Source organism: Kribbella sp. CA-253562 (genome assembly GCF_050942265.1).
Taxonomy (GTDB): Bacteria; Actinomycetota; Actinomycetes; order Propionibacteriales; family Kribbellaceae; genus Kribbella.
On record NZ_CP192049.1, the window covers coordinates 2,158,928 to 2,176,058 of the forward strand.

Annotated in this window: 21 protein-coding genes; 10 read left to right on the forward strand and 11 right to left on the reverse strand. The window is 70.4% G+C overall.

The genetic code is table 11. The features are described from left to right. The first annotated feature begins 45 nt into the window (after window positions 1-45). On the forward strand, window positions 46-585 hold the full coding sequence (locus ACQPXM_RS10515; RefSeq protein ID WP_432947284.1) for an isochorismatase family protein: 540 nt from the start codon (window positions 46-48) through the stop codon (window positions 583-585). Beyond that, the gene (locus tag ACQPXM_RS10520; RefSeq protein ID WP_432947286.1) at window positions 585-1,067 is read left to right on the forward strand and encodes a hypothetical protein; all 483 of its coding nucleotides are present in this window, start codon (window positions 585-587) and stop codon (window positions 1,065-1,067) included. The genes ACQPXM_RS10515 and ACQPXM_RS10520 overlap by 1 nt, the downstream gene beginning before the upstream one ends. 24 nt (window positions 1,068-1,091) lie before the next feature. Here the strand turns inward: ACQPXM_RS10520 and ACQPXM_RS10525 are convergent, their stop codons facing one another. Beyond that, complete coding sequence (locus tag ACQPXM_RS10525; protein WP_432947288.1) at window positions 1,092-1,838, reverse strand: SDR family NAD(P)-dependent oxidoreductase; 747 nt, start codon at window positions 1,836-1,838, stop codon at window positions 1,092-1,094. A gap of 95 nt (window positions 1,839-1,933) precedes the next feature. Between ACQPXM_RS10525 and ACQPXM_RS10530 the strand changes: the two genes are divergently transcribed. Further along, window positions 1,934-2,533: a TetR/AcrR family transcriptional regulator gene (locus ACQPXM_RS10530; protein ID WP_432947290.1), complete on the forward strand. Its 600-nt coding sequence runs from the start codon at window positions 1,934-1,936 to the stop codon at window positions 2,531-2,533. Here the strand turns inward: ACQPXM_RS10530 and ACQPXM_RS10535 are convergent. From ACQPXM_RS10535 to tyrS, 3 genes are read right to left on the reverse strand one after another with little or no spacing between them, the layout of a single operon-like run. After that, on the reverse strand, window positions 2,526-3,353 hold the full coding sequence (locus ACQPXM_RS10535; RefSeq protein ID WP_432947292.1) for an NAD(P)H-binding protein: 828 nt from the start codon (window positions 3,351-3,353) through the stop codon (window positions 2,526-2,528). The genes ACQPXM_RS10530 and ACQPXM_RS10535 overlap by 8 nt on opposite strands. Window positions 3,354-3,375: 22 nt before the next feature. Next, window positions 3,376-4,584 carry an aminoglycoside phosphotransferase family protein gene (locus ACQPXM_RS10540; protein WP_432947294.1) on the reverse strand — a complete coding sequence of 403 codons (1,209 nt, stop codon included), beginning with the start codon at window positions 4,582-4,584 and terminating at the stop codon, window positions 3,376-3,378. Between the two features lie 37 nt (window positions 4,585-4,621). Next, entirely contained in the window at window positions 4,622-5,824 is a 1,203-nt protein-coding gene (tyrS, locus tag ACQPXM_RS10545) for a tyrosine--tRNA ligase (RefSeq protein WP_432947296.1), read from the reverse strand. Between the two features lie 212 nt (window positions 5,825-6,036). Here tyrS and idi point away from each other — a divergent pair, with 212 nt between their 5' ends. Beyond that, on the forward strand, window positions 6,037-6,603 hold the full coding sequence (gene idi / locus ACQPXM_RS10550; protein ID WP_432947298.1) for an isopentenyl-diphosphate Delta-isomerase: 567 nt from the start codon (window positions 6,037-6,039) through the stop codon (window positions 6,601-6,603). Here idi and ACQPXM_RS10555 read toward each other — a convergent pair. Together ACQPXM_RS10555 and ACQPXM_RS10560 are read right to left on the reverse strand one after the other, a co-directional pair. Next, window positions 6,594-7,589: a 2-dehydropantoate 2-reductase gene (locus tag ACQPXM_RS10555; RefSeq protein ID WP_432947300.1), complete on the reverse strand. Its 996-nt coding sequence runs from the start codon at window positions 7,587-7,589 to the stop codon at window positions 6,594-6,596. The genes idi and ACQPXM_RS10555 overlap by 10 nt on opposite strands. Next, window positions 7,586-8,122, reverse strand: coding sequence for a MarR family winged helix-turn-helix transcriptional regulator (locus ACQPXM_RS10560; protein ID WP_432947302.1), 537 nt, complete (start codon window positions 8,120-8,122; stop codon window positions 7,586-7,588). The genes ACQPXM_RS10555 and ACQPXM_RS10560 overlap by 4 nt, the downstream gene beginning before the upstream one ends. Before the next feature lie 62 nt (window positions 8,123-8,184). Between ACQPXM_RS10560 and ACQPXM_RS10565 the strand changes: the two genes are divergently transcribed. Continuing rightward, on the forward strand, window positions 8,185-9,168 hold the full coding sequence (locus ACQPXM_RS10565) for a methyltransferase (RefSeq protein WP_432947304.1): 984 nt from the start codon (window positions 8,185-8,187) through the stop codon (window positions 9,166-9,168). A gap of 11 nt (window positions 9,169-9,179) precedes the next feature. On the opposite strand, the gene ACQPXM_RS10570 is transcribed toward ACQPXM_RS10565, so the two are convergent. Continuing rightward, the gene (locus ACQPXM_RS10570; protein ID WP_432947306.1) at window positions 9,180-9,431 is read right to left on the reverse strand and encodes an amphi-Trp domain-containing protein; all 252 of its coding nucleotides are present in this window, start codon (window positions 9,429-9,431) and stop codon (window positions 9,180-9,182) included. A gap of 163 nt (window positions 9,432-9,594) precedes the next feature. Here ACQPXM_RS10570 and ACQPXM_RS10575 point away from each other — a divergent pair, with 163 nt between their 5' ends. Then, window positions 9,595-11,193 (forward strand): ABC-F family ATP-binding cassette domain-containing protein, encoded by a 1,599-nt coding sequence (locus ACQPXM_RS10575; protein WP_432947308.1) that lies wholly within the window; start codon window positions 9,595-9,597, stop codon window positions 11,191-11,193. A 150-nt stretch (window positions 11,194-11,343) separates the two neighbouring features. Here the strand turns inward: ACQPXM_RS10575 and ACQPXM_RS10580 are convergent, their stop codons facing one another. Beyond that, window positions 11,344-11,616 carry a DUF1905 domain-containing protein gene (locus ACQPXM_RS10580; RefSeq protein WP_432947310.1) on the reverse strand — a complete coding sequence of 91 codons (273 nt, stop codon included), beginning with the start codon at window positions 11,614-11,616 and terminating at the stop codon, window positions 11,344-11,346. A gap of 88 nt (window positions 11,617-11,704) precedes the next feature. On the opposite strand from ACQPXM_RS10580, the gene ACQPXM_RS10585 reads away from it, so the two are divergent. Next, window positions 11,705-12,214 (forward strand): GNAT family N-acetyltransferase, encoded by a 510-nt coding sequence (locus tag ACQPXM_RS10585; protein WP_432947312.1) that lies wholly within the window; start codon window positions 11,705-11,707, stop codon window positions 12,212-12,214. On the opposite strand, the gene ACQPXM_RS10590 is transcribed toward ACQPXM_RS10585, so the two are convergent. Together ACQPXM_RS10590 and ACQPXM_RS10595 are read right to left on the reverse strand one after the other, a co-directional pair. After that, window positions 12,168-13,157, reverse strand: coding sequence for a cation diffusion facilitator family transporter (locus ACQPXM_RS10590; protein ID WP_432947314.1), 990 nt, complete (start codon window positions 13,155-13,157; stop codon window positions 12,168-12,170). The two genes, ACQPXM_RS10585 and ACQPXM_RS10590, sit on opposite strands and share 47 nt — an antisense overlap. Continuing rightward, window positions 13,157-13,567: an ArsR/SmtB family transcription factor gene (locus ACQPXM_RS10595; protein ID WP_432947316.1), complete on the reverse strand. Its 411-nt coding sequence runs from the start codon at window positions 13,565-13,567 to the stop codon at window positions 13,157-13,159. Before ACQPXM_RS10595 ends, ACQPXM_RS10590 begins: the two co-directional genes overlap by 1 nt. A 327-nt stretch (window positions 13,568-13,894) precedes the next feature. On the opposite strand from ACQPXM_RS10595, the gene ACQPXM_RS10600 reads away from it, so the two are divergent. Both ACQPXM_RS10600 and ACQPXM_RS10605 read left to right on the forward strand, forming a co-directional pair. Continuing rightward, a complete protein-coding gene (locus ACQPXM_RS10600) occupies window positions 13,895-14,149 on the forward strand; it encodes a hypothetical protein (RefSeq protein WP_432947318.1) in 255 nt (84 codons plus the stop codon). Between the two features lie 49 nt (window positions 14,150-14,198). Then, the gene (locus ACQPXM_RS10605; protein ID WP_432947320.1) at window positions 14,199-15,350 is read left to right on the forward strand and encodes an epoxide hydrolase family protein; all 1,152 of its coding nucleotides are present in this window, start codon (window positions 14,199-14,201) and stop codon (window positions 15,348-15,350) included. On the opposite strand, the gene ACQPXM_RS10610 is transcribed toward ACQPXM_RS10605, so the two are convergent. Beyond that, window positions 15,339-16,463, reverse strand: coding sequence for a MalY/PatB family protein (locus ACQPXM_RS10610; protein ID WP_432947321.1), 1,125 nt, complete (start codon window positions 16,461-16,463; stop codon window positions 15,339-15,341). The genes ACQPXM_RS10605 and ACQPXM_RS10610 overlap by 12 nt on opposite strands. Before the next feature lie 53 nt (window positions 16,464-16,516). Between ACQPXM_RS10610 and ACQPXM_RS10615 the strand changes: the two genes are divergently transcribed. Further along, on the forward strand, window positions 16,517-17,131 hold the full coding sequence (locus ACQPXM_RS10615) for a DUF2461 domain-containing protein (protein WP_432947323.1): 615 nt from the start codon (window positions 16,517-16,519) through the stop codon (window positions 17,129-17,131).

Genomic DNA, 17,131 nt, shown 5'->3' on the forward strand with positions numbered 1-17,131 from the left:
AGGCGGGGTTGATCGGTGGTGGAGGTCCGCCGCTAGGGTCGGACCATGACGACCTTCAGCTTGGAGCCCCGGCGGACCGCGTTGGTGCTGATCGACCTGATGCCCCGGATCATCGGGCTGGAGACCGCGCCCCTGTCGGGTCGCGAGGTGCTGGAGCGGTGTGTCGCGCTGGCGAAGGCGACCCGGTCGGTGGGCGGCCTCGTGGTGCACGTGCGAGTCGAACGCCCGGGCGTGGGCGTGCAGCCCGAGGGCAGCGAACTGGCGCCCGAGCTCGCGCCGCAGCCGAACGACCTGCAGATCGTCAAGCAGACCGTCGGCGCCTTCTACGGCACCGGACTGGACGAGGCGCTGCGCTCGCGCGACATCGACACCGTCGTCCTGGCCGGCATCGCCACCAACTTCGGCGTCGAGTCCACCGGCCGGGCCGCCGACGACCTCGGCTACACCACCGTCTACGTGAGCGACGCGATGACCGGCCTCGACGCCAAGGCCCACGACTTCGCCATCTCCTACGTCTTCCCCCGCTTCGGCACCGTCACCACCGGCGCCGAGTACGTCGCCGCGCTGAGCCCCGAAGCGGGCTGATGGGCACAGCCTGGATCGCGATCGTCGGTACGGTCGTCGGCGCCGCGACCTCGTTCCTCTTCCAGCGGCTCACCCAGCGCCGGACCGAGCGGTTCACCCGCGACGAGCAGCTGCGGGCCCGGCGGATCGACGCCTACAGCGACTTCGCCGAGAAGGTGATGGACTGGCGACGGGCCCACATGACCCGGCTGCGCAAGCGGCTGGACACCGGCCCGGACGTCGACGACTACGAGCCGTTGAGGACCGAGAGTCACGTCCTGCGGGCTCGGTCCTGGGCGGCGTTCTACAAGGTGAAGCTGCTGTGCGGTGACCCCGCCTTGGAGCAGCTCGCACTGGCAGCGATCGAGGCGACGCACCAGATGTCCGAAGCCGACGACCGGGCCACGCTGGACGCATTGGGTGAATCGGTGCGCGCCCGGCTCGACGACTTCCTCGAGCTGGCCTCCGAGCAGGCGGTCGGCCGGGCGCTGCCCAAGAAGTAGCCCGTTGCAACAAGCCGCGCGGGACTAGACGGCCAGCCGGCCGCCGTCGACCGGAAGCACGGCGCCGTGCACCAGACTCGCGGCGTCGGAGGCGAGCCAGACGATCGCCGCCGCGACCTCCTCGGGCCTGCCGACCCGGTTGAGGGGAGTGGTGGTGGCCAGGCCGTCCAGGTTGTCGCCGAGGGCGGCGGTGCCTTCGGTGCGGGTCGGGCCGGGGCTGACCGCGTTCACCCGGACGCCGGACGCGGCGAACTCGGCCGCCCACGACTTGGTGAGCAGCTGGAGCGCGGCCTTGCTCGAGCCGTAGACGGCCATCTGTGCCATCCCGTTGGTCGCCACCATCGTGCTGACGTTGACGATCGCGCCGGACCCGCGCTCGGCCATCGCCGGCGCGAGCGCCGCGACCAGGAAGAACGGCGCGCGCACGTTCACGGCGTACACCTCGTCGAACTGGCTCAGCGGGACCTCGGCGGTCGGCGCGAACGGGTACAGCCCGGCGTTGTTGACCAGGATGTCGACCCGGCCGCCGAGCTCGACGGATCGCTCGGCCAGGTGGGTCACGCTGCGCGTGTCGGTCAGGTCGGCCCGGACGAAGTCCGCCTTGCCTCCGGTCGCCCGGATCGCCTGGACGGCCGCCTCGCCCCGGGCCTCGTCGCGCCCGCTGAGGATCACGTGGGCGCCGCGCGCGGCGAGCTGGTTGGCCACCTCGCGGCCGATGCCGCTGGTGCTGCCGGTGACGAGGGCGGTCTTGCCGGTGAAGTCTGCAGTCATCAGAGTGCTGTCGCTTTCCGCTGGTTGGAGTATCTGCTCCAATCCTGCGGAGGCGAAATTGGAGTATCAACTCCAGAATCAGTACGCTCAACGGCGTGACGCTGACACGCAAGGGGCAGGCCACCCGGGACCGGATCGTCGCCGCCGCGTCGCGGCTGATGCTCGACCAGGGCGTGGCCCGGACGACGATCGAGGACATCCAGGCCGCGGCCGCGGTCAGCCCGTCGCAGCTCTATCACTACTTCCCGGGCAAGAACGCGCTGGTGCTCGCGGTGATCGAGCACCAGACCGGCCAGGTGATGGACGTGCAGTGCCAGGGCCTCGAGCAGCTCGACGGTTTCGATGCCCTCGGCAACTGGCGGGACCTGATGGTGAACATCCTGACCGCCAGCCAGTGTGTCGGCGGCTGCCCGCTCGGGTCGTTGGCCAGCGACCTGTCCGAGGCCGATCCGGTCGCCCGCGTCCAGCTTGCGAACGCGTTCCAGATGTGGGAGAGCCTGATCCACGACGGCCTCGCCCGGATGCAGGAGCGCGGCGAGCTCAGTCCGGCCGCTGACACCGCCCAGCTGGCGGTCGCGATGCTCGCTGCCGTCCAGGGCGGCCTGCTGCTCAGCCAGGTCAACCGTTCGCCGGACCCGTTGATCAAGGCGGTCGACACGATGATCGACCACCTCCGCCTGCTCGCCGTCAGCTGAAGCGGGACGCGTTCTCCGTCGCCCACTCCTGCAGCGTCCGGGCCGGGTGCCCGGTGACCTGCTCGACGACGTCGTTCACGGTGGTCTCGTCGACGATTCCCGCTCCGAAGAAGCTGTCGATCGCGTCCGCGTACGCCGCCGGCATCGCCGCGAGCAGCTCGGCGTGGGACTCCTCGCGCGACAACTCGATCGCCTGCAAGGAGCGCCCGAGCGTCTGCCCGAGGATCTCCACCTGCTCCGCCGGCCGCAACGCGACCGGCCCCGTCAACCGGTACGCCGTACCGGCGTGGCCCGGCTCGGTAAGCGCCCGGACCGCCACGTCGGCGATGTCGTCCGGGTGGATGGTCGAGATCGGGACCTCCGGGTACTGCACGCGGATCTCGTCGCCGGTCGCGAGCTGGTCGAGCCAGCGCAGCGTGTTGGACATGAAGGTGTTGGGCCGGAGAAAGGTCCACTCCAGGCCGGAGTCGCGAACGGCCTGCTCGGTCGCGAGGTGGTACGCCGCGATCGCGTTGTCCGTCGTCGAGCCGACCACCGAGCTGCTCGACAGCACGACGATCCGTGCCACGCCCGCCGCCTTCGCCGCGGCGAGCAGTTCGTCGAGGCCGGCGTACCCGCTGAGCAGGAAGATCGCGCTGACGCCGGTCAGTCCGTCGGCGAAGGTCTCCGGCTGGTTGAGATCGCCTTGCAGCAGGTCGATTCCGGGCGGCAGCTCGCGCTCACGACGCAGCAAGGCCTTCCCGGGAACACCGCTCGCGGCCAGCGCGCGGACGACGGCACCGCCGGCGTTGCCGGAGGCCCCTGTCACCAAGATCGTCATGCGTTTCCCTCTCGAAAGGCCGTCACAGCAGGCCGAGCTCGGTCGCGGTGTCGACGGCGCCGGTGATCTCGTGGGCGGGGTCGCCCTCGTGGTAGATGCGTTCGTCGGGCTCGATGTTGTCGAGGAACCGCTGGTACGTGATGGCGCCGAGCAGGCGGCTGACGACCGCGATCGGCGGGAGACCGCGGGCGGGATCGCTGGCCGGGAGATGCTTGCGCCACGCGGCGATCCAGGTCGAGCGGGCCAGTTCCCGCTGTGCGGGCGGTAGGTAACCGCACAGCCGGTGCAGATCGGTGGCGGGGTGACCGAGATAGCTGTCCGCCCAGTCCACGATGCGGCGGGTGGTGCCGTCGGACCGCCAGTTGCCGGGATGGAAGTCTCCGTGCACCAGAGTGTTCGGCAGGCCCGACGACTCCAGCGTCGCGACCAGTCCAGGAAGTACGTCGACCAACCGCCGAGCCTTCGCGAGGACGTCGGCCGGCAACTGCGAACATGCTTCGCCGTCGAGCAGCTCGGCGACTTCGGCGGCGACGCTCTGCGGAAGCATCCGGGGCGTCCGCAGCGCGGCCGGGTCGATGGTCGCCTGGACCGTGACCCAGCGACCGACCACGTCGCGCAAGGTCTCGTCGTCCGGTTCCCAGCAGTCGACGCCCGGAGCGTGCTCGAGCAGCGACCACCGTCGCTCCGCATCCATCCCCAGTACGCCGGGCGCCAGCTGCGCGTCGTACTGCTGGACGTGGCGGATGACGTCCGCGTCGATGCTGCAGAACGGGCTGTTCGCCTTCGCCCAGGCGCCGCCGTCCGGCGTGCTGAAGCGGATCAGGCAGGAGAGGTTCCAGGTCTTCACCTGCGCCGGTCGCGATGGGCCGACGATCTCCTGCGCCCACTCGATCAGCCGGCGCGGCCCGTCCACCTCGGCCCAGCTCGCGCGGAACGGATGCGGCTTCACGATCTCGGCCCACTCCGGCAGCGGCGTCGGGTCGAGAACTCCCGGGCGCGGCTCCGCAGCGGCCTGGACGTGGTAGACGACGCGCCCGCCACGCCGGGTCTGCGCCTCGTCAGCGTGGATCAACCGCAGCACCAAGGTCTGTACGCCGAGCAACTGGTCGAGGTACGCCGTGGTCGCCTCGATCTCCGCCCACCAGGGCCGGTCCGCCTCGAAGGCCGGCACCCGGCCCAGGTACCGGTCGCCGAGGCTGACCAGCGCCTCCACCGTCTTCGTTTCGCTCACCTCACCGATGGTCCGGCAATTTCCTGCCGGCCGCTCGTCAATTTCGCCGGACCCGGTGCCAGGTCCGCTTGCCCGAGCGGACGACGGCACCGTCGGCCACCTGGACGGCTGCCTCCGCGTCGGTCAGCTTCGTCCCGTCGACACTCACCGCGCCCTGCCGGATCAGCCGCCGCAGCTCGGACTTGCTGTCACCCGGCCGTACGACGGCCAGCAGCTCCAGCGTGGTCAGCGGTTCGTGGCCGACGACGACTTCGGGCATCTCGGCCGGCTCGGCGCGCTCGGAGAAGACCCGGTGGAAGGCGTCGAGCTCGGCTCGCGCCGTACCGGCGCCGTGGTAGCGGGTGACCACCGCCGCGGCAAGCTTGAGCTTGGCGTCCCGGGCCGCAGGACCACCGACCGCCGCGGCGCTGCCGAGGGCGGCGACGGCGTCCATCGGGAGTTCGGTGTAGACGCGGGCGTAGGTCTCGACCAGGTCATCGGGCAGACTCATCAACTTGCCGAACTTCTCCCGCGGCGGATCCGTCAGCGCGACGTAGTTGTTCAGCGACTTCGATTGCTTCGGGCCGCCGTCGAGACCAGGAGTGATCGTGCTGGTGATCACGACTTGAGGATCGGCGCCGAGCCGCTGCTGGAAATGCCGGCCCAGCAACTCGTTGAACAGTTGGTCCGTCCCCACGATCGTCAGGTCGCTGCGCAGAGCGAAGCTGTCGTAGCCCTGCAGCACCGGGTACGTCAGTTCGTGCAGCGCGATCTCGCGACCGGCCGCGACCCTGGCCCGGAACATGTCGCGGGCCATCAGCTGGGCCTGTGTCACGTGCGCGAACAGGCCGAGCAGCGTCGCGACGTCCATCGCGTCGTACCACTCGGAGTTGCGGCGGACCTCGAACACCTCCGGGTCGGTGCGCAGTACCAGCGACACCTGCTCGAGGAACGCGGTCGCGTTGACCTCGATCTCCTCCGGCGACAGCATCGGCCGGGTTTCGCTGCGGCCGGTCGGGTCGCCGATCCGCGTGGTCAGGTCGCCGAGCAGGAACACGACGGTGTGGCCGAGGTCCTGCAGCGCGCGCATCATCCACAGGTTCACCGCGTGGCCGAGATGCAGGTCGGGCGCGGTGCAGTCGACGCCGTACTTGATCCGCAGGGGGCGGCCGGATTCCAGCCGGGTGCGCAGGTCGGCCTCGCCGACGATCGAGTCGGTGGTCCGCCGTAACCGGTCGATCACGGCCTGGGCGTCGTTCATGGGGGTCCTCTCGGGATGCACGGCGAGAGGCCTGAGAAGAGCCTCCCGGCAACGGAAAGAGGCAGGAACCGGACGGTTCCTGCCTCGGAGGCTCTGGTACTGAAGCTGCTACAGGGGACTACGAAACCCCGGCTCCTCCCAGAGCCGGTCGATACGTCGCCTGACACTTCGTCACGTGATCAGCTTAGCAGCGCGCCGGATAGGCTTCACGGATGACCACGGAGAAGGTCGTCCTGCTGGACGACACGGGGCACGCGATCGGGAGCCAGGACAAGGCGACCGTGCACCACGCCTCGACACCGCTGCACCTGGCCTTCTCCAGCTACGTCTTCGACCGGCACGGCCGGGTGCTGCTGACCCAGCGGGCTCACAGCAAGACCACCTGGCCTGGGGTTTGGACGAACAGTTGCTGTGGGCATCCCTTGCCGGACGAGCCGGTCCAGGACGCCGTACGGCGACGGCTGGCCGACGAGCTGGGTCTGGTCGCCGAGCGGATCGACCTGGTGCTGCCTGAGTTCCGGTACCGGGCGGAGATGCCGGCCGGGATCGTGGAGAACGAGCTCTGTCCGGTCTTCCGGGTCGACTGGGACGGTGAGCCACAGCCGGACCCGGCCGAGGTCGCGGCGTACGAGTGGGTGGAGTGGTCCGAGGTCGCCGCGTGGCCGGGATTGTCGCCCTGGTGTCTGCTGCAGTTGGATGCGCTCGCAAAGCTGGGGCCGAACCCGGCGGAGTGGCCGCTCGGCGACCCGAAGCTGCTCCCGCCTGCTGCTCAGAGCTGAAGCTCTCGGAGAAGCTCGGCGCCCGTCCACGCGCGGCGGGGGCCGGTCTCCTCGGCGCGGATCAGTTCGACGAGTTTCGCGTTGACCGGCGCGGTGCGGCCGAGGGACTCGGCGAGGCGGACGACCTCGCCGTTCAGGTAGTCGATCTCGGTCCGGCGCCCGGCCTGCAGGTCCTCCCACATCGACGATCGCGCGTACGGGTCGACCGCGAGCATCTTCGAGGCCAGCCGGCGGAACAGGAAGTCCGGCAGGCGCAGCACCGCGGGCATCCGCTCCGGCGGTAGCGCCGTCAGCTGGGCGGGCCGAATCCCCTTCAAGCGCAGGAGTTTCAGCGTCTCGTCCTGCGCGGCGGCCAGGCAGCGACGATAGGCACGCTGCGAGAGCTGGTCGCGCAGCGGCAGGTCGGAGAGCGCGTTGACCGGGTTGTTCAGGTTGAGCAGCAGCTTCGCCCACTGCACCGCCAGGATGTCCGCGTGCTGCTGCAACGGCAGCCCGGCCCGCTCGAACGCCTCGACGTACGGCGTCAGCGCGACGTGCTCCTGGACGTCGAGCGCGCCCGCGGTCCCTTGGTGGAACGCCCCGGCGCCCTTGTTGAGCACGTTGAACGGGACCATCCCGCTGAGCACCAGCTGCTCCGGCAGCCGTTCCCGAAGGACGTCGCCGTTGCGTACGCCGTTCTGGAAACTCACCACGACGGCGCCCGGTTTGAGGACGCCCGCCAGCTCGTCGGCGGCGCCCTCCGTCGCGGCGGACTTCACCGTCACGAGCACGAGCTCCGCGTCGGCCACCGCCTCCGCGCTGGTCGCGAACCGCAAGCCGTCGACCTGCAGGTCCGCGCCGAGGTAGTCGGTCAGGTGAAGCCCGTGCGCGGCCAGTTCGTCGCCCACCCGCTGCCGCCCGACGAACACGACCTCCGCGCCGCCGGCGACCAGCCGACCGCCGACGTAGCACCCGATCCCGCCCGCGCCGTACACCGCGATCGTCACACTGGTCTCCCTTCGGGCGTCACCTCTCCGGTCAGCTCCTGAAGTATCGACCACAACGTGGCCAGCCGCTGCTCGCCGAGCCGAGCTCGCCAGTCCTCGCGGACGATGTCGATCGCGCGGACCAGATCCTTCTCCAGCCGGCGTCCTTTGGCGGTCAGCCGGACCCGCCGGGCGCGGGAGTCGGCCGGATCGGGGGTGCGGGTCAGGTATCCGTGGCGTTCGAGATGCGTGACCAGTTCGTGCATGGACTGCTTGGTGATCCCGGCGTGTGCGGCGAGCTCGCTGGTGTGCAGCCCGTCGATCCCACCGAAGCGGAACAGCTGCAGGTGCGCGGGTCTGAGCTCCGGATATCGCGAACCGAGCTCCGCCTCGACCGCCGCCATCGCCTGATCGAACGCCACCCGCAACAACCCGAACCACCGCCCCGGCGACTCGTACGCCGAACCGGCGCTCGCTCCAGCATCGACCCCGCCGCTCGCTCTGGTTCCAGCGCCGCGGCTCGCTCCGGCGCCAGGGCTCGTGTCCGTTGACATGACGGTCAGGGTACCTTACCGTTTCGGTCAGGAGGCCTGACCATCGCCAGCAAGGGGGAGAGATGACCGCACGGCAACAGCTGACCCAGTACCTGACCGGTAAGTGGATCCCGCCGGTGCTCGCCGCCGTGGCCGAGTTCGGCATCGCCGACGAGCTGACCGACAAGCCGCTCACCGCCGACGAGCTGGCCGACCGGGTCGGCGCCGACCCGCGAGCGCTGTACCGAGTACTGCGTGCCGCCGCGAGCATCGGGGTCTTCGCCGAGGACAGCGACGGCCGGTTCGTGCTGACCGAGACGGCCGAGCTGCTGCGGTCCGGCGGACCGGGGTCGATGCGCGCGGCCGCCCGGATGTTCGCGCTGGAACCGTTCTGGACGCCGTACGCGCGGATCGCCGAGTCGGTCCGGACCGGTGAGCCGGCGTTCGCGAGCACCTTCGGGGTGAGCATCTACGACTACTTGGGCACCCACCCCGACGACGCGGCGGTGTTCGGCGCGACCGTGGCCACCTTCCACGGGCAGGCGATGGCGCCGATCGTCGCCGCGCACGACTTCTCGGCGTACGGGACCGTGGTGGATGTCGGCGGTGGTTCCGGGGAGCTGCTGATCGAGTTGCTGACGGCGTACCCCACGATCCGAGGCGTGCTGCTGGAACTCGACGCCGTGCTACCGGCGGCGCGTGCAGCGTTCGAGGCGGCCGGGCTGATCGACCGGGTCCAGCTCGTCGCGGGCGACTTCTTCACCGCCGTACCGGCCGGGGACGCCTACCTGATCAAGAGTTGCCTGCACAACTTCACCGACGACCAGGCAACCCGGATCCTGCGGGCGATCCGGGCCGGCGGTGGGCCGGTGCTGGTCGCGGAGACGATGATCCCGGCCGGCAACGCGCCGCACTACTCCAAGTTCGACGACATCGAGATGCTGGTGATCGCCGGCGGCGCCGACCGGACCGAGCGGGAGTGGTCGGACTTGGTGGCCGCGGCCGGGTTCACCCCGCGCGAGGTCGTCCAGTGCGACGAGCGGTTCTCTTTGCTGGTGGCGGACTAGAGGTGTCGTGATCAGACCTCGGGGGTGTCCTCCGGGGTCTCTTCGGTGTCGGTCAGGGCCCACTTCAGCTGGAACTCGACCTCCTCCTCGTCCTCGCCGCGCTCGTGCTCGACGCTGAACTTCGCGTTCCTCGGAACGGTGAAGCGTTCGCCGGCGATCTGGATCCGGAACGGCTTGCCGGCCTCCAGTGCGTCGGCCAGGCGGCGCAGCTTGGCGGCGAAGTCCTCGACGGAGTAGGTGCGTTCGACATCTCTCTCACTCATGCCGCACATCCTCCCAGCCGGTGGGGTGACCGAAAATCAGCTGCGCGCTTTTGACCGGCTCCTCTACCGTGGACATATGGCTACTTGCCTCTGTGTCTAGCTGCGCGACCCGCTTCCGCACCCGAAGTGTGTCCCGTAGGCATCACAGAGAGTAACCATTCCCATGATCACCGTTCACTCGGTCGACGTACGCGCCGGCGCCCAGCTGCTGCTGTCCGACCTGTCCTTCCACATCGGCCCCGGCGACAAGATCGGCCTGGTCGGCCGCAACGGCGCCGGTAAGACCACGCTGCTCAAGGCCCTGGCCGGCGAAGAGCGCCCGGCCACCGGGACGATCACCACGACCGGCTCGGTCGGCTACCTCCCGCAGGATCCGCGCGCCGCCGATCCCGCCCTCACCGTCACTGCCCGGATCCTGTCCGCCCGCGGTCTGGACGTCGTCGTCGACCGGCTCCGGCGGGCCGAGGCGACGATGAGTACGGCGACCGGCGCCGAGCAGGAGCGCGCGATGGCGGCGTACGCGCGCGCCGAGACCGAGTTCCAGGCCGCGGGGGGCTACGCCGCGGAGGCCGAGGCGGCCCGGCTCGCGGCCGGCGTCGGCCTGCCGCTGCGTGCCCTCGACCAGCCGATCGGTGAACTGTCCGGCGGACAGCGCCGCCGGGTGGAGCTGGCCCGGATCCTGTTCGCCGAACACGACACGTTGCTGCTCGACGAGCCGACCAACCACCTCGACGCCGACTCGATCGTCTGGCTGCGCTCGTTCCTGCTCGGGTACTCCGGCGGTCTGGTGGTGATCAGCCACGACCGCGAGCTGCTGGCCGCCACGGTCAACCGGGTCTTCCACCTCGACCCGCAGCGGCGGACGATCGACGTCCACAACACCGGCTGGGCCAAGTACCTCACCCAACTGGAGACCGACGAGCGACGCCGGACGCGCGAGCGCCACACCGCCGAACGCAAGGCGGCGGTGCTGCACGCCCAAGCGGCCAAGATGCAGGCCGGAGCCAGTACGGCGGTTGCCGCCCGCAACATGGCCCGCCGGGCCGACAAGCTGCTCGCCGACCTGGAGCCGGTACGCCGAGCCGCCCGCGTCGCGCGGATCCGCCTGCCCGACCCGGCGCCGTCCGGTCGCACTCCACTGAGCGCGACCGGCCTGACCAAGTCGTACGGCGCGCTGGAGGTGCTCAGGGGCGTCGACCTGGCCGTCGACCGCGGCAGCCGGTTGGTTATCCTCGGTCTGAACGGCGCGGGCAAGACCACCCTGTTGCGGATCCTCGCCGGCCGGGAACAGCCCGACAGCGGCCGGGTCGTCGCCGGGCACGGTCTGCGCCTCGGGTACTTCGCGCAGGAGCACGACACGCTCGACCTGGCGAGCACCGTCCGGCAGAACCTCGCGGCGGTGGCGCCCCGGCTGACCGACGGCGAGGTGCGCAACGTGCTGGGCTCGTTCCTGTTCAGCGGCGACGACGCGGACAAGCCGGCGCACGTACTGTCCGGCGGCGAGAAGACCCGGCTGGCCCTGGCCGGTCTGGTCCACTCCGGCGCCAACGTGCTGCTGCTCGACGAGCCCACCAACAACCTCGACCCGGCCTCCCGGGACGAGGTGCTCGGTGCCGTCGGCAACTACCCGGGCGCGATCGTGATGGTCACCCACGACGAGGGCGCGATCGAGGCGCTGCGCCCGGACCGCGTCCTGCTGCTGCCCGACGCCACCGAGGACCTGTGGACCGACGACTACCTCGACCTGGTGTCCCTCGCCTGATCCGGGTGGCGGACGTGCACCACCCACCAACCCAGGCCCGCACCGGCGTGTCGGCCCCGACACGCCGTGCGGCGACCAGTTGGTCAGTGGTGCACGTCCGGCCGGCGCTCCGAGGAGCCGCCATGGACCAGCACGCGGCGGGCGAAACCGTCAGAGCCGCTCGGCGAGGTGGACGGTGACCTCGTCCCCGGTGGTCTTGCCGATCACCTTGCGCAGGTCGGCCTTGACCGGGAGTTTGTGGGTGCCGTCGCCCAGCGCCATGAACGAGCTCTCGAACGGGTGGCCGTCGATCGTGCCGCGGATCTTGACCAGGCCACGGGTGCCGAAGAACTCGGCCGAGCCGGGCATCACGACGTACGTCCAGCCGCCCTTGGCGTCACTGGTCTGCAGTTCGGCGGTGAAGTCGTGGTCCAGGGTGGTCATGGTTCCTCCTCGGTTCGAAGTGCTCTCACCCCACAGGTAGAAGCCACTCGGCGGATTTCGACACTAACCCCGATGGCAGGATGGAGCGGTGGAGATTCGCGCGGGGGAGCACGCCGACGTACCAGCCGTCCTGGCCTTGCTGGACGGCGCGACCGAGTGGCTGGTCGCGAACGGCCGGACCGGCCAATGGGGGACCGAGCCGCACTCGACGAACCCTCGGCGGATCGGGCAGATCACCGGGTTCGCGGCCGACGGCGGATTGTGGATCGGGGAGCGCGACGGCCGGGTGGTGGGCGCGCTGGCCGTCGGCGACGCGAGCGAGCACATCCCGCCGGCGTCCGAGCCGGAGCTGTACATCCGGCTGCTGGTGACCGATCGTGCGGCGAAGGGCAGCGGGATCGGCACCGAGCTCATCCAGTACGCGCTGCAACTGGCCAAGGAGGACGGCGTCGGGCTCGTCCGGGTGGACTGTTACGCCGGCGGCGACGGCGCTCTGGTCCGGTACTACGAATCGCAGGGGTTCACGCCGACGGAGGCGTTCGGCGTACCGGTCAATGACTCGGTGTGGCCCGGTCAGGTCCTGGCCCGGCGGGTGTGACCGCGCGGTGCACGGCGCCGTGCGCGTCGCTGCAGTGCAACTCCGGTACGTCGCCTGACGCGTGGTCGACCTGAAGCGTCGAGTGGGTCAGGTGATGCCGCTCCGCCAGCACGGCCTCGATCTGCTCGCGGATCAGGTGGCAGTCCAGGCCCTCGCGGACCAGGATGTGCGCCGAGGCGGCCGGTTCGCCGGAGGTGATCTCCCAGACGTGCAGGTCGTGCACCTCGACCACCCCGGGGATGCGGCACAGCTCCTTGCCGAGCGCGGCCGGGTCGAGTCCGGCGGGCGCGGCCTCGAGGAAGATCCGGCCGGAGGCCCGGACCAGGTCGACGCCGGCCTTCAGCATCAGCGCGGCGACGATCAGCGCGGCGATCGAGTCGGCGCGGGTGAAGCCGGTGAGCAGCACGACCAGCCCGGCGACGGCGGTGGCGACGAACGCGAACAGGTCGTTGAGGATGTGCTGGAAGGCGCCCTCGACGTTCAGGCTGGAACGGTTGGCCTTGCTGATCAGCCAGGTAGCGGCGAGATTGACGAAGATGCCGACCACACCGACGATCAGCACGAGCAGGCCCTCGACCTCGGGCGGGTGGATCATCCGCTCGACCGACTCGTAGACGAAAAACGCCGCGAGCAGCAGCAGGGTGATGCCGTTGGCCTGCGCGGACAGGATCTCGACCCGCTTCAGGCCGTAGGTGAAACCGCCGGCGGGTGGACGGGCCGCCAGCCGGATCGCGACCAGCGCGAGCGCGATGGCGATCGCGTCGGTCAGCATGTGCGCGGCGTCGGTGATCAAGGCCAGCGAGCCGGCCGCGAACCCGACGATCACCTCGGCGGCCATGAAGCCGAGGATGAGGGCGAGCGCGCCACTCAGCAGTTTGCGGTCGGCGCTCGTACTGACCGGGTGGCCGTGTCCGTGGCCGTGACCGTGCCCCGTGCCGGCCATCAGGAGCTGCGCTCGGGGTGGATGGCGTCGGTGTGCTCGGTGTGCGCGACCGCGAGGTCGACCAGCATGCGCACGTGCGCGTCGTCCAGGCGGTAGTAGGCCATCCGGCCGTCCCGGCGGACCGACACCACGCGGTGTGCGCGCAGCAGGCGCAGCGCGTGTGAGGTGGCCGACTCGCTCATGCCGGTGACCGCGGCGAGGTCGCAGACGCACAGTTCGCCGTCGAGCAGCGCGACCAGCAGCTTGAGCCGGCGCGGGTCGCCGAGCAGGCCGAACACGTCGGCGGTGTCGACGACGTCCTGCTCCGAAGGCATCCTGGCGTGGACGGCCGCCACCCGCTCGGGGTCGACCAGCTTCACCGCGCAGGCGTCGACCCCGGTGGGGGACTGCACATCTGCAGAACTCTTCATATGTCACACCGTAGAGCACCGCCGGTCGCTTGGCCAGGAAGCGGAGTGTCGCGGTCGCTTGCATCCCGTCGCTGGGTGGTGGCACGGCCATGCCACTGTCACTGCCCGTATCGTGCTCTGAGAGCATCGTCACGAGCTGGTTTGTCCTGAGTAAGGACTGTGTGAAGAATCGGTGCTGACGGCTCTGTCGGGGTGGATCAGCGCACGGCCGGCCGTAAGTTCGTTGAGGTGTCGGTCGAAGTCGGGAGTGAACGAAGTGTTACGGGGCAGTCGGGTGGTGCCGTCGGCACGCCCGCGGGAGATGGCGTCGGCGCGATCGTGACGACGATGAACAAGATTCTGGCGGGTGCCGGAGTGGTGCTGCTGCTGGTCGGCCTGGCACTCGGTTTCCGGTCGGTCTCGGCCGACGGGGTCGACTGCGGTTCGGCGTTCACGCCGGCCCGCGGGATCACGCCGATGGCCTGCGACGGGAAGCTGGACAGCTCGGTCACGCTGGTGACCGTGGTCCTGGTGGCCGGCGTCCTGCTGCTGGCGGTCGCGCTGGTGCTGAAGCTGGTCCGCGACCGGCGGGTCGAGGCCTGACCGCCGAATCCAGGTGCACCGCGGGCCGGTTTCACGGCAAGCTGCGCCGGTGACCATAGAACCGTTCCGGCTGGCGATCGCCCAGCAACAGCTCGACGATCTCGCGCTGCGACTGGACCTGACCCGCTGGCCCGACGAGCTTCCCGGCGTCGGCTGGTCGTACGGCGTACCGGGGGACTATCTGCGCGAGCTGGCCGAGTACTGGCGGCACGGCTACGACTGGCGTGCCGCCGAGGCCCGGTTGAACGAATGGCCGCAGTTCACCACCACGATCGACGGCACCCGGATCCACTTCGCCCGTGTTCCGTCGCCCGAACCCGACGCGATCCCGCTGCTGCTCACGCACGGCTGGCCGGGCTCGATCGCGGAGTTCGTCGACGTCGCGGGACCGCTGACGGATCCTCGCACGCACGGCGCTCCGGACGCGCCGGCGTTCGAGCTGGTGATCCCGAGCATTCCCGGCTTCGGCTTGTCCGGCCCCACCACCGAGCCGGGTTGGGAGGTCAACCGGATCGCCCGCGCCTTCGCCGAGCTGATGGACCGGCTCGGCTTGCGTCGGTACGGCGTACAGGGTGGCGACTGGGGTGCCGCGATCTCCCGCGAGCTCGGGCGGATCCGGCCGGACCAGGTGATCGGCGTCCACCTCAACCTGCTGCCCGGCGGTGCCGCGACTGCTGAGCCGACCGAGCAAGAGCTGGCCGGACTCGATCCGGCCGAGCGCGCCCGGACCATCGCCTCCTGGCAACGGATGCGCGCGTGGCAGCGGGAGAAGCAGGGCTACGCCGACCTGCAGTCGACCCGGCCGCAGACGCTCGCCTACGCGCTGGTCGACTCGCCGGTCGGGCAGTTGGCGTGGATCGCGGAGAAGTTCCACGAGTGGGCCGATCCCGCGCAGCCGATCGGCCGCGACCACCTGCTCACCACGGTGATGCTCTACTGGCTCACCGGTACGGCGGGATCGGCCGGGCGGATCTACTACGAGCGCGCCCACCACGGCCGCCCGGTCGAGCCGTCGCGCACGCCGACCGCGCTGGCCGACTTCGCGCACGACAACTTCATCCCGCTCCGGGCGATCGCCGACCGGACCGACAACATCGTGCGCTGGACGTCGTACCCGCACGGTGGTCACTTCGCCGCGCTGGAGCAGCCGGCCGTACTGGTCGACGACGTCCGCGCGTTCTTCCGGGAGCTACGCCGGTAGCGCGGCCGTCATCCGGTCGAGCAGTTCGGTGAGCAGCTCGGGGCCGGTGCCGAAGTTCAGCCGAACCCGGTCGCGGCCGGCCGGGTCGTAGTCCGAACCGGGGCCCAAGGCCACTTTCGCCCGGTCGAGGAAGTACGTCGCCGGATCGGGCGCGAGCCCGAGCGCACCGCAGTCCAGCCAGCCCAGGTACGTGGCCTGCGGCGGCGACCAGGTGATGCCGGCCGGCAGTCGCTCGCTGATCAGCACCCGGTTCCGGTCGAGCTGCGCGATCAGCGCGTCCAGCCAGGGATCGCAGTCGGCGAAGGCCGTCTCGGCCGCCATCACCCCGAGCAGTCCGACCTGCTCGGCCTTGAACGGCAACCGCCGCACGACGTCCTGCGCGCGGTCGGAGGCGGTGACGAGCAACGCGCACTTGAGCCCGGCCAGGTTGAACGCCTTGGACGCCGAGGTCAGCGCGATCCCGCGCTCGCGCGCGGCGTCCGACACCTGCAGCCAGGGCACGAACTCGGCGCCCGGAAGGACCAGCGGAGCGTGGATCTCGTCGGCCAGCACCCACGCGTCGTACTCGGCGCAGAGCTCGGCGATCTGCTCCAGCTCGGCGCGCGGCAGCACCCGGCCGGTCGGATTGTGTGGACTCGCCAGGATCAGGATGCGCAATCCGTCCCGCAGCTCGGCCGCCAGTTGGTCCAGGTCGAACGAACCGTCGGCACGCAAGGGAATCTGCCGGATCGTGAAGCCCGCCGGCGGAAGCTGCTTGAGGAACGGCGGATAGCCCGCCGTCGCGAAGCCGACCTTGCCGCCCGGCGCGAGCACCCGGCACAACTCGATCAGTCCGATCAGGACCTCGGGGATCAGGGTCAGGCGATCGGGATCCACCCGCCACCCGAGCCGGCGGGCGGCGAAGCAGGTGAAGGCCTCGCGCAGCTGTGGAGTGACTTCGTGCGCGTAGCCGAGATCGCTGCGGGCGATGGCGTCGTGCAGGACGGCGGCGATCGGCGGTGCGAGTTCGAAGTCGAGCTCGGCGACGGTCGCGCCGATCACTCCCGGCGGATGCCCGGACCACTTCTCACTGCGCCGCTGCCGCAGGACGTCGAGCTGGGGAACCGTCAGCATCGTCTCAGGCTACCGACCACGGCGGGCCGTCGCGGGGCAATTAGGGTGAGGCCATGAGCTTCACCGGGTTCCCGGTCGCCGCGCTGGACTTCTACGACGACCTCGAGATGGACAACAGCAAGACCTTCTGGGCCGAGCACAAGCATGTGTACGAGGAATCGGTGCGCGCCCCGATGGCCGCCTTGCTGGCCGAGCTCGAACCGGAGTTCGGCCCGGCGAAGATCTTCCGGCCGTACCGCGACGTGCGGTTCGCCAAGGACAAGACGCCGTACAAGACGCATCAGGGCGCGTTCCTGCCGACCGGCCGGTACGTCGAACTGTCGGCGCCGGGCGTGCGGGTCGGGGCCGGATTCTACGAGGCGGCCGCGGACCGGCTCGCCCGGATCCGGACGGCGATCGACGAGGACCGCCGCGGCCAGGAGCTGGAAAAGCTGCTCGCCCAGCTGGTCGCCGACGGGTGGACGGTCGGTGGCGACAAGCTCAAGACCACGCCGCGCGGCTACGACGCCGGCCATCCGCGAATCGAGCTGCTGCGGCACAAGTCGCTCGCGCTCAGCCGGTCGTACGGGTTCGAGCCGGTGATCCACACCGCCGAACTGGTCGACCGGATCCGCGCCGACTGGCGCGCCGTCACCCCGCTCCTGGACTGGCTCGACGCCAACGCCTAG